At 63.3% G+C, this 16,236-nt stretch carries 12 protein-coding genes; 10 read left to right on the top strand and 2 right to left on the bottom strand.

All coding sequences use genetic code 11. From position 1 onward, the window contains the following. Window positions 1-167: 167 nt before the first annotated feature. Together V1290_RS09585 and V1290_RS09580 are read right to left on the bottom strand one after the other, a co-directional pair. Entirely contained in the window at window positions 168-3,356 is a 3,189-nt protein-coding gene (locus V1290_RS09585; RefSeq protein ID WP_334364177.1) for an efflux RND transporter permease subunit, read from the bottom strand. A 26-nt stretch (window positions 3,357-3,382) separates the two neighbouring features. Continuing rightward, window positions 3,383-4,624: an efflux RND transporter periplasmic adaptor subunit gene (locus tag V1290_RS09580; protein ID WP_334364176.1), complete on the bottom strand. Its 1,242-nt coding sequence runs from the start codon at window positions 4,622-4,624 to the stop codon at window positions 3,383-3,385. 202 nt (window positions 4,625-4,826) lie between these two features. Here V1290_RS09580 and V1290_RS09575 point away from each other — a divergent pair, with 202 nt between their 5' ends. The 10 genes from V1290_RS09575 to dinB all read left to right on the top strand — a co-directional run bounded on the left by V1290_RS09575 (window position 4,827) and on the right by dinB (window position 16,219). Further along, complete coding sequence (locus tag V1290_RS09575) at window positions 4,827-5,429, top strand: TetR/AcrR family transcriptional regulator (RefSeq protein ID WP_334364175.1); 603 nt, start codon at window positions 4,827-4,829, stop codon at window positions 5,427-5,429. A 379-nt stretch (window positions 5,430-5,808) separates the two neighbouring features. Then, complete coding sequence (locus V1290_RS09570) at window positions 5,809-6,852, top strand: LacI family DNA-binding transcriptional regulator (protein WP_334364174.1); 1,044 nt, start codon at window positions 5,809-5,811, stop codon at window positions 6,850-6,852. An 82-nt stretch (window positions 6,853-6,934) separates the two neighbouring features. Further along, window positions 6,935-8,389, top strand: a complete 1,455-nt coding sequence (xylB, locus tag V1290_RS09565) for a xylulokinase (RefSeq protein ID WP_334364173.1) — start codon at window positions 6,935-6,937, stop codon at window positions 8,387-8,389. Next, on the top strand, window positions 8,386-9,708 hold the full coding sequence (xylA, locus tag V1290_RS09560) for a xylose isomerase (protein ID WP_334364172.1): 1,323 nt from the start codon (window positions 8,386-8,388) through the stop codon (window positions 9,706-9,708). Before xylB ends, xylA begins: the two co-directional genes overlap by 4 nt. Before the next feature lie 12 nt (window positions 9,709-9,720). Then, a complete protein-coding gene (locus tag V1290_RS09555) occupies window positions 9,721-10,485 on the top strand; it encodes an ATP-binding cassette domain-containing protein (RefSeq protein WP_334364171.1) in 765 nt (254 codons plus the stop codon). Further along, entirely contained in the window at window positions 10,485-11,567 is a 1,083-nt protein-coding gene (locus tag V1290_RS09550) for an ABC transporter permease (RefSeq protein ID WP_334364170.1), read from the top strand. Before V1290_RS09555 ends, V1290_RS09550 begins: the two co-directional genes overlap by 1 nt. 87 nt (window positions 11,568-11,654) lie before the next feature. Next, a complete protein-coding gene (locus V1290_RS09545) occupies window positions 11,655-12,587 on the top strand; it encodes a sugar-binding protein (protein WP_057843321.1) in 933 nt (310 codons plus the stop codon). 87 nt (window positions 12,588-12,674) lie between these two features. Then, window positions 12,675-13,652, top strand: coding sequence for an aldo/keto reductase (locus V1290_RS09540; protein WP_334364169.1), 978 nt, complete (start codon window positions 12,675-12,677; stop codon window positions 13,650-13,652). A 3-nt stretch (window positions 13,653-13,655) separates the two neighbouring features. Beyond that, window positions 13,656-14,525 carry an amidohydrolase family protein gene (locus tag V1290_RS09535; protein ID WP_334364168.1) on the top strand — a complete coding sequence of 290 codons (870 nt, stop codon included), beginning with the start codon at window positions 13,656-13,658 and terminating at the stop codon, window positions 14,523-14,525. Between the two features lie 446 nt (window positions 14,526-14,971). After that, on the top strand, window positions 14,972-16,219 hold the full coding sequence (dinB, locus tag V1290_RS09530; protein ID WP_334364167.1) for a DNA polymerase IV: 1,248 nt from the start codon (window positions 14,972-14,974) through the stop codon (window positions 16,217-16,219). Window positions 16,220-16,236: the final 17 nt, after the last annotated feature.

Raw genomic sequence — 16,236 nt, 5'->3', positions numbered from 1 at the left:
AGCACACACGCCGGTCGTACTCGTCGAGATTGATCTATTCGTCGATCGTGCGCGGCTCGTTCTGCCCCGCGCCATAGGCCGCGGCTCGCGGGCGTTTCGCGGCCTATGGGCGCTCGTCGTTTGGCCGCGGCCAACCACTGTCCGTCGTTCGATCAGAGTGCCCCGCATCAGCGACCGGGCTCCGGCGCATGACCGGTCGCTACACTGGCGGAATGGTTTGTCAGTGGCTTCAGTCCCGTGACGGTGCGCAATAGAACGTAGAATACGGGTGTCAGGAACAGGCCAAACACCGTGACGCCGATCATGCCGGAGAAGACGGCGACGCCCATAGCTCGGCGCATTTCCGAACCGGCACCGGTCGAGAGCACCAGGGGCAAGACGCCCATGATGAATGCCATCGAGGTCATCAGGATCGGACGCAGCCGCAGGCGGCTTGCCTCGATCGCTGCCTGGATCGGCGAACGACCTGCGAATTCCAGTTCGCGGGCGAATTCGACGATAAGGATCGCGTTCTTGGCAGACAATCCCACCAGCACGATCAACCCGATCTGGGTGAAGACGTTATTGTCGCCCTTCGACATCCAGACGCCGAACATCGCGGCAAGCAACCCCATTGGCACAATCATGATGATCGACAGGGGCAGGGTCAGGCTCTCATAGAGCGCAGCCAGCACCAGGAACACCAGGAGGATCGCGAGTGGAAAAACCCAGATGCCGGAGTTGCCGGCGATGAACTCCTGATACGTCAGGTCGGTCCATTCAAAGGCGAAGCCAGGCGGTAGCACCTCGGCGGCGATGCGGGTGGCCGCTTCCTGGGCCTGGCCGGAGGAATAGCCGGGCGCTGCCGCGGCGTTGATGTCGGAGGACAGGAAACCGTTGTAACGGATCGCGCGTTCAGGCCCGGCGCTCTGGCGAATCCTCAAGAGCGCCGAGAGCGGGATCATGTCGCCGGACGCAGAGCGCACCTTCAACTGCCTGATGTCGTCGGCCCGCGCACGGAACGGCGCGTCAGCTTGGACATAGACCGAATAGGTGCGCCCGAACTTGTTGAAGTCGTTGACGTAGTACGAGCCCAGATAGATCTGCAGTGTGTTGAAGACCTCTGTCACGGGCACGCCGAGCTGCAAGGCCTTGGTGCGGTCAATGTCGGCGAACAACTGTGGCACGTTGACCTGGAAGCTCGAGAAGACGCCGGCGATTTCCGGTGCCTTCTGCATCGCGGCCATGAACGCCTTGGTCGCCTCGTTCAACGCGTCATAGCCGAGGCCGGCGCGGTCCTCGATCTGGAGCTTGAAGCCGCCGATGGTGCCGAGCCCGTTTACCGGCGGCGGCGGGAACATGGCGATGAAGGCTTCTTGAATCCCGGCATATTTCTTGTTCAGCTCGGCCGCGATCGCGGCGCCACTCAACGCGGGATCCTTGCGCTCGTCGAACGGCTTCAAGGTAGAGAACACGATTCCGGCGTTGGAGGAGTTGGTGAAACCGGAGATCGACAGGCCGGGAAACGCCACCGAGCTCTCGACGCCGGGCTGGGTCAGCGCAATGTCGCTCATCTTGCGGATGACCTCTTCGGTGCGGTCGAGCGTGGCGCCGTCGGGCAGGCGTGCGAAGCCGACGAGGTACTGCTTGTCCTGACCCGGGACGAAGCCGCTCGGCACCTGCTGGAAGAGCAGGGCGGTCAGGCCAATCAGGAGCACATAGACGCCCATCACCGCGGCCTTGCCGGAGATCACTTTGGACACGCTGCCGCTATAATTCTCCGAGGCGCGCGCGAAGGCGCGGTTGAAGCCGCGGAAGAACCAGCCGAGCCCTTTTTCTAGAATGAGAGTCAGCCTGTCCTTGGGCTCATTGTGGCCCTTGAGCAGCAACGCCGACAATGCCGGCGATAGCGTCAGTGAGTTGATCGCGGAGATCACGGTCGAGATTGCGATCGTCAGCGCGAACTGCTTGTAGAATTGCCCGGTGAGACCGGAAATGAAGGCGAGGGGAACGAATACGGCAATCAAGACCAGTGCGATCGCGATGATGGGGCCGGAGACCTCCCGCATTGCCTGGTAGGTGGCGTCTCGCGGCGACAGCCCGGCCTCGATGTTGCGCTCGACGTTCTCGACCACGACGATAGCGTCGTCGACGACGATGCCGATCGCGAGCACCAGGCCGAACAGGCTGAGCGCATTAATGGAGAAGCCGAACACGTGCATCACGGCGAATGTGCCGACGATCGACACCGGGACGGCCAGGAGCGGAATGATGGAAGCCCGCCAGGTTTGGAGGAACAGGATGACCACCAGTACCACCAGCGCGATCGCTTCCAGCAGCGTGTGGATCACCGCCTCGATCGACGAGCGCACGAACTGTGTGGGGTCGTAGACGATCTGGTAGGATACGCCCTCGGGCATGTTCTTCTTGATCTCGGCCATGGTGGCGCGGACGTGGTCGGAGATCTGGAGCGCGTTGGAGCCCGGCGCCTGGAAGATCGGGATCGCCACCGCCTGTTTGTTGTCGAGCAGCGAGCGCAGGCCGTATTGGGACGCACCTAATTCGATGCGCGCGACATCGCGCAGCCGCACCACCTCGCCACGCGAACCGGTCTTGACCACGATGTCGCCGAACTGTTCTTCACTCGCGAGCCGACCTTCGGCGTTGACCGACATCTGAAGGTCGATGCCCTTGACGCTCGGCGAGGAGCCGACCACGCCGGCGGCGGCCTCGACGTTCTGCGCCTGGATCGCCCTTACGATATCGCTTGCGGTCAGGCCGTGCTCGGCGGCCTTCTGCGGGTCGGCCCAGACGCGCATCGAGTAGTCGCCGGCACCGTAGAGCTGGACATCACCGACGCCGTCGATCCGCGCAAGGCGGTCCTTGACGTTCAGCACCGCGTAGTTGCGAAGATACGTCATGTCGTAGCGGTTGTTTGGCGACAGCAGGTGCACGACCATGGTGAGGTCGGGCGAGCTCTTCTTGGTGATAATGCCGAGCTGGCGAACTACCGCCGGCAGGCGCGGCTCGGCCTGCTGCACGCGGTTCTGTACAAGCTGTGTCGCCTTGTCAGGATCGGTGCCGAGGCGGAACGTCACGGTCAGTGTCATCGCCCCGTCGGTGGTTGCCTGGCTGCTCATGTAGAGCATGTTCTCGACGCCGTTGATCTGCTCCTCGATCGGCGTTGCCACTGTCTCCGCGATCACCTTCGGATTGGCGCCGGGGTAGGTCGCGCGCACCACCACGGAGGGCGGCACGACGTCCGGATACTCCGAGATCGGCATGGCAAAGAGCGAGATTAGGCCGGCCAGGAAGATCACGATCGAAAGCACGCCGGCAAAGATCGGCCGATCGATGAAGAACTTTGAGAGTTTCATTGCTATGCCCCAAGCGCTGCGGGTAGTTAGCGCTGCACGATTTGCTGGTTGCTGTCGTTCGATGCTTGCTGTGGGCCGCGCGAGCCCATCTGGGCAATTTCGGTCTTCAGGAGTGCGCCCGGGCGTACCCGCTGTAGGCCATTCACGACGATGCGGTCACCGGATTTTAGGCCACCCGTCACGATGCGGAGCCCGTCGACGGCGCCGCCGAGCGTTATTCCGCGATAGACCGCGCGGTTGTCGTCGCTGACCACCATGACGAACTTCTTATCTTGGTCGGTGCCGATGGCTCGCTCGTCGATCATCACCAGCGTCTGTTGCTGCGGCTGGCCCATCCGCACCCGCGCGAACTGGCCGGGGATGAGGCGGCCATCCTCGTTCTGGAATACCGCGCGGACGCGTATCGTGCCGCTCTGGCCATTGACCTGGTTGTCGATCAACTGGATATGGCCTTTGGCCGATGTGCCACCGGAGGTGTTCATCTCGACGGGTATTTGATCAAGATTGCCGCGCTTGCCGGAGCTATCTGCAATGGAATTCAGCGCCCGCAGCACGATCTCTTCGTCCGCATCGAAACTCGCATAGATCGGGTTGACAGCGACCAGAGAGGTTAGGACCGGGGAAGCAGTCCCTGCGGCCACGAGATTTCCGACGGTCACCTCGATCTTGCCGACGCGGCCATCGACGGGTGCGCGGACCTCGGTGTAGTTTAGGTTGAGCTTTGCAGTCTGCAGCGTCGCCTCGGCCGCCTTCACATTGGCGATCGCTTCGCGATTGGCGTTGTCGCGCTGATCGAAATCGCGACGCGTGACGACGGCGTTGCCGACGAGTTGCGCGCCGCGCTCGACTTCGCTCGCGGTGAAGATCGCACGCGCTTTTGCTGCCTCGAGCTGCGCGCTCGCCTTATCCACTTCGGCGGCGTAGGGCGCGGGATCGATCTTGAACAGGACATCGCCGGCTTTCACCAACGCGCCCTCGGCAAAGTTGGCCGACAGGATCGCGCCAGCGACGCGTGGGCGGAGCTCGACGCGGTTGACGGCTTCGAGACGTCCAGAGAAGTCATCCCACAGCGCGGTCCGGCGCGGCTCGACCACCGCGATCGTGACGGAGACGGCCTGCTCGGGTGCGGTCCCTGTGGTCGCCTGGGCTGCATGAAAATAGCGGCCGCTCGCGATCGAACCGGCCGCCGCGAGGACGCCGATGATGGCAACGCCGCCGACAACGTGTCGGAATCGGCCGGAACGGGGGGTATTGGCGGATGGGGGCATTTGCGCGCTCCATAAATGTAGTGATCGCTACAGATATGGAGCTGGACGACGGTCCGCAAGATACTTATGTACTGTACACTACGAAAATCTTATGTCGGAAGCCGCAAGACTGGAAATCAAATAAAAGAACCACAACAAATCAGAATGTTAGAGGATTGAACGCCGAGCGGAAAACGGCGTCGGCTTCAAGGGAGTAACGCGAATGGCCATGGGACGCCCGAGGGAATTCGACGCCGATGCCGCACTGGATCAGGCGATGGAAGTCTTCTGGCGACATGGCTATGAGGGCGCGACCATTGCCCAGCTTACCGAGGCGATGGGCATTAACCCGCCGAGCCTTTATGCGGCATTTGGAAACAAGGAAGGTCTCCTGAAGGCTGCGCTCGACCGGTACACGGCCAAACGTGCGGCCTGGATGGAGGGGGTTTTGAGCGCGCCGACCGCCCGCGACGTCGCGGAGCGGATGCTCTTGGGTACCGCAGACAGCCAAACCGATCCCGACAATCCGCCCGGTTGCCTGCTCGTGCAGGGCGGCCTTGCCTGCGGTACCGGTTCGGAGAACGTTCCCTTTGAGCTGGCAGCGCGCCGTGCGCTGACCGAGGATCAGCTCCGCGAACGCTTCGTCAGGGCGAAGAAGGAGGGCGATCTGAAGCAGACCGCCGACGCTGGCGCGCTGGCGCGCTATCTCTCGGCGGTGTCCGCCGGCATGGGCGTGATGGCGTCATCAGGCGCCGATCGGGAAGCACTGCGACAGGTGGCGAACGTATCCGTCAAAGTTTTCGAGGAACAGTCGACGAAACGTTGATGATCCGCAGTTCAGCTGCAGCCCCGCTGCACGGCGGTGGCTCCGAACATGCTCCACGGCAGTTCGTGCCCTTCGCGCATGAACTGCCTCATGCGATGAGATATCGCAGGTTCGGTTGGTGTCGGCAAAAACGGTAGCGCTCCCCCGACTCGAACCTCCCGACGGTCCGCACGATGGGACATAGCAAGGCTTCGTGAGCTGAGAATCCGACAACTCTGAGCTCGTACTGCTCAGTGAGCTGGGCCACTTGTGCGCAATTGGCGCCGTGCTGCAATTCACCATCGGCTTTGCCTCGGGAGTTCTAGCAGCTTCCCGCTGCTGGGCCGTATTCCTCAAAATGAGTTGCGTACCTCAAATAACCTCTGCTAGCCTTCAGCCCATGAAGGAGCCGGACGCCGACAACCCTCTCACGCTCAGGGACATCGCCCGCCAGGCTGGCGTCAGCCTCGCGACGGTCGATCGCGTCCTGCACAACCGCCCCGGCGTGCGGCCGGATACGATCCGCCGTGTCAAGGAGACGATCGCGCGCAACTCCTTCCAGCCGCATGTGGCCGGCGCCGAGCTCGCCCGTGGCCGTGCCCGGCGCTTCGCCTTCGTGATGCCGTCGGGGCCGAACCTGTTCATGCAGCAGATCCAGTCCTATCTCGGCGAGATGTCGGGCTGGCTGTCGGCCCGCCGGCTCGCGGTCGAGATGGTCGCGACCGACGTGTTCGATGCCTCCGTTCTCGCGAACTCGCTGGAGGCTCTTGTCGGCGAGTATGACGGCGTCGCGGTTGTCGCGCTCGATCATCCGAGCGTGCGGGCCGCCATCAATGATCTCGTCGATGGTGGCGCCAAGGTGGTGACGCTGGTTTCTGACGTGCCGTCGTCGCGCCGTCATTATTATGTTGGCATCGATAATATCGCCGCCGGGCGCACCGCCGGCGCGCTGGTCGGCCGCCTCGTTGGGCCGCGATCCGGCAAAGTCGCGATCGTCGCCGGCTCGCAAGGCCTGCGCGACCATGCCGAGCGCATCTTCGGCTTCAATCAGGTGATGGCGTCGGAGTTTGCTGGGCTTAACGTGCTGCCCGTGCTCGAAGGGCGCGACGAGGACGAGCGCTCGGAACAGCTCATGTCGCGGCTGCTCGGCAAACATCCTGACATCGTCGGCCTCTACAATGTCGGCGCCGGCACGCAAGGCGTTGCCAAGGCCCTGATCGATTCCGATCGCGAGAAGCAGGTGGTGTTCGTCGGACACGACGTCACCGTGCTCACGCGCAAGCTCTTGTTGCAAGGCGTGATGGATGCGGCGATCTCGCAAAACCCGGGACATGAGGCCCGCGCCGCCGTGCGCGTGCTGCTCGCGCTCGCCCGCGGCGAGCCGATCCTGAGTGAACAGGAGAAGATCCGGATCGACATCGTGATGCGGGACAATCTGCCATAGCCTGCAGAACTGATTTGCAAGACGGCCCGATGTGGGGAAGGCGACAGAGATCGCGAACCGGGCCGGAAGGGAGGATGACGACGTGTATCTCGGGATGGACATCGGCACGTCCGGTGTGAAGGCGGTGCTCGTGAACGAGACTGGCGCAATCGTCGCGACAGCCGCGCGCGAGCTTGCGCTCTCGCATCCCGCACCGTTGTGGTCCGAGCAGGATCCGGACGCCTGGGTTGATGCAGCGATCGGCGCCATCGACGATCTCGCGTCCGTTCATCCGAGCGACGTCGCGCAGGTGCGTGGCATCGGTCTCTCCGGCCAGATGCACGGCGCTACCCTGCTCGGCGAGGACGGCCGTCCGCTGCGTCCGGCCATCTTGTGGAATGATGGCCGCTCCTATGCCGAGTGCAAGGAGCTGGAGGCGCGCTGTCCCTCGCTCCACGCTATCGCCGGCAATCTCGCGATGCCAGGCTTCACCGCGCCAAAGCTGCTCTGGGTAGCGCGCCATGAGCCCGAGATTTTCGAGCGCGTGGCAAGAGTGCTGCTGCCAAAAGCCTATGTGCGCTACCGCCTGACCGGCGAGATGGTCGAGGACATGTCGGACGCCGCCGGCACGCTCTGGCTCGATGTCGGTCAGCGCCGTTGGTCCTCGTTGCTGCTGCATGCCACCGGGCTCGATCTTCACCACATGCCGCGCCTGGTCGAAGGCAGCGAGATCGGCGCGGCACTCGCTCCCGAATTTTCGAAGCGCTGGGGCATGGCGAAAGATGTCGTGGTTGCCGGCGGTGCGGGAGACTGTGCCGCGAGCGCGATCGGGCTCGGCGCCATCACGCCCGGCGATGCGTTCCTGTCGCTGGGAACTTCGGGCGTGGTGTTTCGCGTCACCGACAGTTTTGCGCCGGCGCCCGCGTCGGCTGTGCACGCCTTCTGTCATGCGCTTCCGGGTCTCTGGCACCAGATGGGCGTGATGCTAGCGGCGGCCGCCTCGCTCGCCTGGCTTTCGGGCGTCATGGCGACGCCTGCCGCCGCGCTGCTGGCGCCGCTTGGCGAGACCGTCCGCGGACCGAGCCCGGTCAAGTTCCTTCCCTATCTCGATGGCGAGCGCACGCCACACAACGACGCTGCCGCCAGCGGCGCGTTCGTGGGTCTTCGCGGCGCGACGGGACGCGATCAGATCGTCCAGGCTGTGCTCGAAGGCGTGGCCTTCGCCGCGCGCGACAACCTCGCGGCGCTCGGCAACGCCAGCGGGATCACGGAGGTCGACCTTGTGGGCGGCGGCTCGCGCTCGGCGCTGTGGGCTCAGATCTGCGCTGATGTGCTCGGCATTCCCGTCCACCGCGTCGAGGAGGGCGAGGTCGGTGCAGCGCTTGGCGCGGCACGGCTCGGCCGGCTTGCCGCAACCAACGAAACCCCTGCACAAGTCTGCACGCGTCCGCGGCGGCTTGCGAGCTTCACGCCGCGTGCGTCTGCCGAAGCCGCTTACGGTGAAGCCTATCACCAGTGGCGAAAACTATATCCTGCGTTGAAGGAGTTCTCCCTGTGAACGTGTCACCCGAATTCTTCGGGGCGAGTGCGCCGGTCGCCTACGGCGGCAAGGACGCCAAAAGCCCACTCGCGTTCCGCTGGTACGACAAGGATCGCGTCGTGCGCGGACGGCGGCTCGAGGATCACCTGCGTTTCGCGGTCTGCTACTGGCACTCGTTCTGTTGGCCCGGCGGCGATCCCTTCGGGGGCGAGACGTTCATGAGGCCCTGGCATCATGGCGCGGATGCGATGGCAATGGCGCGCGCCAAGGCCGACGTCGCGTTCGAGCTGTTCCGCCTGCTCGATGTGCCCTTCTTCACCTTCCACGATGTCGACGCCGCGCCGGAAGGCGCCTCGCTGGCAGAGTCCGTTGCCAACCTCAACGCCATCGCCGATCTCTTCGAACAGAAGATGGCGTCTTCCAAGGTGCGTCTACTCTGGGGTACGGCCAATCTGTTCACGCATCGCCGCTACATGGCCGGCGCCGCGACCAATCCGGATCCGGACATTTTCACCTATGCCGCCGGCCAGGTCCGCGCCGCGCTTGAGGTAACGCATCGGCTCGGCGGTCAGAACTATGTGCTCTGGGGTGGACGGGAAGGCTACGAGACGCTGCTCAACACCGACATCAAGCGCGAGCTCGACCAGCTCGGCCGCTTCGTCTCGCTCGTCGTCGAGCACAAGCACAAGATCGGTTTCAAGGGACCGATCCTGATCGAGCCGAAGCCGAAGGAGCCGACCAAGCATCAGTATGATTTCGACGTCGCCACCTGCTACGGGTTCCTCCAGCGCTATGACCTTCTGAACGACGTCAAGCTCAACATCGAACAGAACCACGCCATCCTTGCCGGCCATTCGTTCCAGCACGAGATCGCGCTGGCCCAGGCGCTCGGCGTGTTCGGCTCGCTCGACATCAACCGCGGCGACGATCTGCTCGGCTGGGATACCGACCAGTTCGCGATGAACGTGCCAGAGCTGGCGCTGGCGTTCCACGACATCCTGAAGGCCGGTGGCTTCACGACGGGCGGTCTCAATTTCGACGCCAAGATCAGGCGGCAATCGATCGATCCGGACGATCTGATCCACGCCCATGTCGGCTCGATGGACGCCTGCGCGCGGGCGTTCGTTGCCGCCGCCGACATGCTCGATGCCGAGGCGCTGACGATGCCGATTGCGGAACGTTACGCCGGATGGGCTGATGCCGAGGGACGCGCGATCCTCGCTGGCCAGCGTTCGCTTGCCGATCTTGCTGATCGCGCGCTGGCACCCGGTTTCGATCCGCAGCCGCGCTCGGGTCGTCAGGAATATCTGGAATCACTGGTCAACCGGTACGTCTGAGCGAGGCCGAGCATGGAAACCGCAGGTGCAGCCGGGCAACCGGTTCTGGAATTGACAGGGATCGGCAAGGAGTTCGGCGCGATCCGCGCGCTGCACGACGTCGACATGCAGGTCTTCCCCGGCGAGGTGGTCGGCCTGATGGGCGACAACGGCGCGGGCAAGTCGACGCTCGTCAAAATCATCGCCGGAAACTTCCGCCCCACCCATGGCGAGGTCCGCTTCGGCGGCAACGCGGTGCATTTCTACCGTCCCATCGATGCCCGCGCGGTCGGGATCGAGGTCGTCTATCAGGACCTGGCGCTTGCCGACAATCTCACGGCGGCGGCCAACGTCTTCCTCGGCCGCGAGCTCAAGCGCAAATTCGGCCCGTTCGCTTTCCTCGATCACAATGCGATGGCGGCGCGCGCGCTGGAGCTGTTCGGCGAGCTGCGCTCCGAGACAAGACCGCATGATCTCGTCAAGCAGATGTCGGGCGGCCAGCGCCAGGCAGTTGCGATCGCACGAACCCGCCTGTCGAACGCCAGGCTCGTGATGATGGACGAGCCGACCGCGGCGATCTCGGTCCGCCAAGTCGAGCAGGTCCTGGGCCTGATCCATCGGCTGAAAGAGCAGGGCGTCGCCGTCATGCTGATTTCCCACCGCATGCCCGATGTCTTCGCGGTCTGCGACCGCGTCGTCGTCATGCGCCGCGGCGAGAAGCGGGCGGACAAGTCGATCCGCGATACCAGTCCCGAGGAAGTCACTGCCCTGATCACCGGTGCGAAGGAGGCTGCGTGATGGCCATGCCGCTGGAATCTCCGATCTCCTTCACCAATGTAGGCCGTATCAGGTGGTGGCAGCGCGGCATCTTTGCATCCCAAACCGGCTACGTTCTGCTGGCGCTGCTGGGGTTGCTGATCGCGATGCATTTTGCCAGCCCCTACTTCTTCACGCAGGGCAACATGCAGAACGTGGCGAAGAACTTTTCCTTCATCGCCATTGCCACCCTCGGCATCACCTTCGTGATCATCACCGGCGGCATCGATCTCTCGGTGGGATCGATGATGTGCTTCTCCGCCATGATCACGTCCATGGTGATGTCGGGCCTGTCGACGCCGGGCATGCCCGGCGCGTCCCTGTTCGTGCATCTGGCTGCGGACGGCAAGACCGTGGTCGCCAATGTACCGGGGCTGATCCTGCTTGTCTCGATCCTGGCGGGACTTGTCACCGCGCTGATCGTCGGCCTCGTCAACGGCTTCTGCATAGCCGTGCTCGGGCTGTCGCCCTTTGTCACTACGCTCGGCATGCTCTCCATCGTCCGCGGTCTCGGCTATGTCGTCTCCAACGGGCGCGGCAGCTTTCCGGGCGGACCGGATGCCGACTATTTCTACGCGCTGACATCGGGCGATCTGTTCGGCGTACCGGCGCCATTCATCTATCTCGTGATCCTCGCGGCGGTAATGGCGATCGTGCTGCACCACACGAGCTTCGGCCGTCATGTCTTCGCGCTCGGCGGCAACGAGAAGGCGGCGGAATTGACTGGCATCCCGGTCGTACGGGTCAAGATCGAAGTCTACGTGATTTGTGCGCTGGCCGCAGGGCTGCAGGGCATCATCGTCTCGGGCTGGCTGGGGTCTGCGCCCGCGAACATGGCGACATCCTACGAACTCAACGTGATCGCAGCGGCGGTTATCGGCGGTGCCAATCTCGCAGGTGGCGTCGGCGGCCCGCTCGGGGCCATCGTCGGCTGCGTGCTGCTTGAGGTGATCCGCAATGGCCTCGTGCTCGCGCAGGTCAGCTCCTACTGGCAGCAGACGCTCGTGGGCGTGATCATCATTCTGGCCGTGCTGGTCGACCGCATCCGCTCACGCATCACTTGAGGTTACTCCGGGGGAGCAACGAACACTTCGTCTATCCGCCTTCTGGAGATTCAATTCAAAAGGATAGACACAAATGTGGAGGGACCAATGAGGAAAATACTTCTCGCCGGAATGGCCATCGCGATGATGGCGACCCCGGCATTCGCCCAGACCTACAAGTTCGTGATCGTGCCCAAGGCGATGAACAATCCGTTCTTCGACGTCGCGCGCGACGGTTGCCTGAAGCGCGCCAAAGAGCTCGGTAACGTCGAATGCATTTACAAGGGGCCGGTCGAGCATGAGCCGGCGACGCAGGCGCAGATCATCCAGGATTTCATTACGCAAAAGGTGGATGGTCTTGCGATCTCGGTCGCGGATGTCGCAGCGATGACCAAGTCGATCGAGGCTGCGACCGCGGCCGGTATTCCTGTCATCACCTTCGATGCGGATGCGCCAGGCTCCAAGCGCATTGCCTATATCGGCACCAACAACAAGGACTTCGGCCTCGCGCTCGGCAAGCAATTGCTGCAGCTCAAGCCCGAGGGCGGCAAGTATGCCGTCGTCTCCGGTGGTCCGGGCGCCAAGAACCTCGCCGAGCGCGTCGATGGCGTGCGCGAGGCGCTCAAGGGCTCGAAGTGGGTCGAGGTCGCGGGCTCGCCGACCTTCTGCAATGACGATCCTGCGCTCGCGGTCCAGCAGATGGCGGATCTGCGCACCGCCACGCCGGATCTCGGCGCGATCGTGCCGGTTGGCGGCTGGCCGATGTTTGCGCCGGAAGGCTACAAGGCCTTCGTCAACAAGAACAAGAAGGACATCGATGCCGGCAAGCTGACGCTCGTCGTCGCCGATACGCTCAAGATGCAGCTTGAACTCTTGCGTGACGGCTACTCCAACGCGCTTACGGGACAGCGCCCGTTCGAGATGGGCGAGAAGGCGATGGACACTCTGCTGGCAATCAAGAAGGGCCAGAAGGTTCCCGAGGTCATTTATACCGGCCTCGACCTCGTGACCAAGGACAATGTCGCTCAACTGTTGAAGTAGGAAACGTTCTCAGCCCCAACGTTCCTGCGCTACACTCCCTCTCCCGGTTGCGGGAGAGGGAGTGCTGGTTCGACCCTGGAGCTTGGAATGAAGCGTACACGGCTTGCGGATAGGATCGACGTCACGGCGATTGGTCTCGGAACCGCTCCTCTCGGTGGATTGTTTGCGCCGGTTAGCGATGCGGATGCAGAGGCGACGATCGAACGCGCCTGGTCGCTCGGCGTCCGCTTCTTCGATACCGCGCCGCTTTACGGCTTTGGATTGGCCGAACGTCGCTTGGGTGGTTTTCTGCGCCGGCAGGAGCGGGACTCCTTTGCAATCTCCACCAAGGTAGGCCGCTTGTTGCGCCCAGCCAGTGCTGCTGCGGAAGACGATCACTACAAGGGCACGTCCGCCGAGCGGCCGCAATTCGACTTCAGCTACGACGGCGTGATGCGATCGGTTGAGGAAAGCCTCGCCCGTCTCGGGCTCGACCGCGTCGATCTACTGCTCGTCCATGATCCAGATGACCACTATGAGGATGCAGTTGCCGGTGCCTTCCGCGCGCTCCGGCGCTTGCGCGACGATGGTACGGTCAAGGCGATCGGCGCCGGTATGAATCAATCCGAGATGCTCGCCCGCTTTGCCGAAGCGGCGCCGGTCGATTGCTTCCTGCTGGCGGGCCGCTACACGCTGCTCGACCAGGGCGCGCTGACGACGTTGTTTCCGATCTGCCGTGCGAAGAGCATCGGCGTCATTCTCGGGGGCATCTACAACAGCGGCATCCTCGCCAACCCGCGCGCCGGCGCGAAGTTCAATTACGAAGACGCCGATGCGGCGCTCGTCGCCCGCGCGCTGGCGCTGGAGGCGCTGTGCCGCAAGCATGGCACAGAGCTCAAGGCCGCCGCAGTGCAGTTCTGTATGGCCCATCCGGCGGTAACGGTCGCGCTACAAGGTGCGCGTAGCGCTGCGGAGGTTTCGGACAACATCGCGATGTCCGAGCGGCTGGTGCCGTCCTCCTTCTGGCAGGAGCTGCGCGAGCGCAAGTTAGTCGATGCGTCCGCACCGCTGCCGGGTGGAGCTTGACCCATGGTGATCGACGGTCATCAGCATTTCTGGGATCCCGCGCGCGCCGATTATCCCTGGATGGAGGCGCCCGAACTCGCGCGGATCCACCGCGCCTTCGGCCCGAGCGATCTCGCGCCGCTGCTTCTCGCCAACGGGGTCGATGTAAGCATTTTGGTGCAATGCCGCTCCTCGATCGAGGAGACCGAGGAATTCTTGCGCGTCGCCGCTGCGACGCCCTTCGTCGTCGGTGTGGTCGGCTGGGCCGACCTGACGGACGGGGCGGTCGACGAGACGCTCGAGCGGCTCCGTGGTTCGCTCGGAGGCGACAGGCTGGTCGGCATTCGTCACCAGGTGCACGACGAGTCCGATCCCGATTGGCTGCTGCGCGAGGACGTGCAGCGCGGTCTGACCGCCGTGTTCGCGCGCGATCTCGCCTATGATCTCCTGGTGCGCACGCGTGAAATGCCGGCCGCGATCGCAACTGCGCAGGCGTTTCCGCAAGGGCGCTTTGTCCTCGATCACGCCGCCAAGCCGCCGATCGCGGAGGGATTCAGCCGTGAATGGGCCGATCTTCTCGTCGCACTCGCCGCTTGCGGCAATGTCTGGTGCAAGATCTCGGGTCTCGCCACCGAGGCAAGGTGGGACGACTGGGATGCGGACCGTCTGCTTCCGTTTGTCGCGCACGCCGCCAAATGCTTTGGCGAGGATCGCCTGATCTTCGGCTCCGACTGGCCGGTGTGTTTGCTCGCGGGAAGCTATGGCGCGACCAAGGGCGCGCTCGAGGAGTGCCTGATGAAGCTTGGTCCGCACGTGCGCGACAAGGCGTTTGGGGCGAACGCTCAGCGGGCATATCTTATTCCTTCTGCCCTTGTGGGAGAAGGTGGCGCGTAGCGCCGGATGAGGGGCCCAAACGAACCATACCGCTGATTGACGTCTTGGGTTCGCAGGGGACATTGGTGCTGATGGACTGGAGCGAGAGTTCAAGTTTTTCAATCGGACCTGGCATCTTATCTATACGGAGGTCCGTTATGTTGCCAAAGAAGCCACGCGAACTCCGGGTGTCTCAGCAGCAGGATCAACCAAGCCAAAAAATTCTTCACCGCGGACTGCGATCTCTTCTTCATCCCCGCTAGGCATGATGGCCCTCCATCTGCTCGCGCAATGGAGAAAGTCTGGCCATCAAGGTGCTGCATCCAGCGGATCACCACTTTCATGGACGGACGTTGCTTATCTTCCGTTGACCAACCAAAAGAATGTTCCTATTTTGTTCTTACGTCAAATGTGCCATACAAAAGACGGCACCAAATTTCGGTCAAGTGTCACAGGTGAACGGCCGGGTGGCAACTACATCCACCATCCTTCATGCAGACCTGGATGCTTTTTATGCCTCGGTTGAGCAGCTCCTCGACCCTTCGTTACGCGGTAAACCGATAGCCGTCGGTGGCGGGGTTGTGCTTGCCGCTTCTTACGAAGCCAAGGCGTTCGGGATCCGCGGCGGCATGCCAGGACGGCAGGCGCGCGAGCTGTGTCCGCAACTCATTTTTGTCGGCGGGCATTTCAAGGACTACCAACGGCTGGGTGATGCCGCCATCAAGGTGATCGGCGATTTCACACCCCTCGTTGAGCGGATTTCCATCGACGAGGCCTTTGCCGACGTCGCAGGCTGCACCCATCTCTTTGGTACGCCTGCCGACATAGCTACGGCAATCCGTCGGCGCGTGCGCGCCGAGCTGGGGCTTCCGATCTCAGTGGGCGTCGCGCGGACCAAGCATCTGGCGAAAATTGCCTCGCAAGTAGCCAAGCCCGACGGGCTCGTGGTTGTCGATCCCGACGCTGAACTGGAATTCCTTCACGAACTGACCGTCGACCTGATGTGGGGCGTGGGTCCGGTCACGAAGGCGCGGCTTGCCAAGATCGGCGTGCTGACGATCGGGCAGCTGGCAAACACGCCGGGATTGTCGCTCGAGCACCTGCTCGGTCCCGCGGCAGGGCAGAAACTCGCAGCGCTGGCGTGGAATCGCGATCCGCGGCAACTCAAGCCTCACCGCCGGGCCCGATCGGCAGGAGCGCAATCGGCTATTGGCAGGAGGCCGGCCGAAATGCGAATTATTCGATCTACCCTGCTTCACCTCGCGGACTGCATTGCAACGCGGCTCCGGGCGAAGTCCCTGCCTGGTCGAACTGTGACGGTCCGCGTTCGCTTCGCCGACCTGAGCTCGGTCACGCGCTCGGTAACGCTCGATGCACCAATTTCCGCGACCATGATCCTCGCGGAGCTTGCAGAGGAACTGGTGCGCGCAATCCTTGCAGATCATCCGGACGAGAAGACCATCTCTCTGGTGGCGATCTCCGTTTCGCATCTTGAGGCGCACTGGGATCTGGAGCTGGAACTCCCGTTTGGACTTCGAAATGAAGCGCGCCGCCCCGGCACCAAAATGGGCATGGCACGTTGGGCGGCTGACTGCGCCGTTGACAAGATCCGCGATCGCTTCGGACGGGATGCTATCGGGTACGGTTCGGCGGCGCTGGGTATTTCTCGTTCCGTGCCCGACGAGTTTCGCAAGCTCGCCGAGAAGGACCTGTAACCATCGCCGATCACGAG

Source organism: Bradyrhizobium sp. AZCC 1578, from assembly GCF_036924675.1.
In the GTDB taxonomy this organism is placed as follows: Bacteria; Pseudomonadota; Alphaproteobacteria; order Rhizobiales; family Xanthobacteraceae; genus Bradyrhizobium.
The sequence above is the reverse complement of the archived record's forward strand: the minus strand, read 5'-3'. Positions and strand labels throughout refer to the sequence as shown.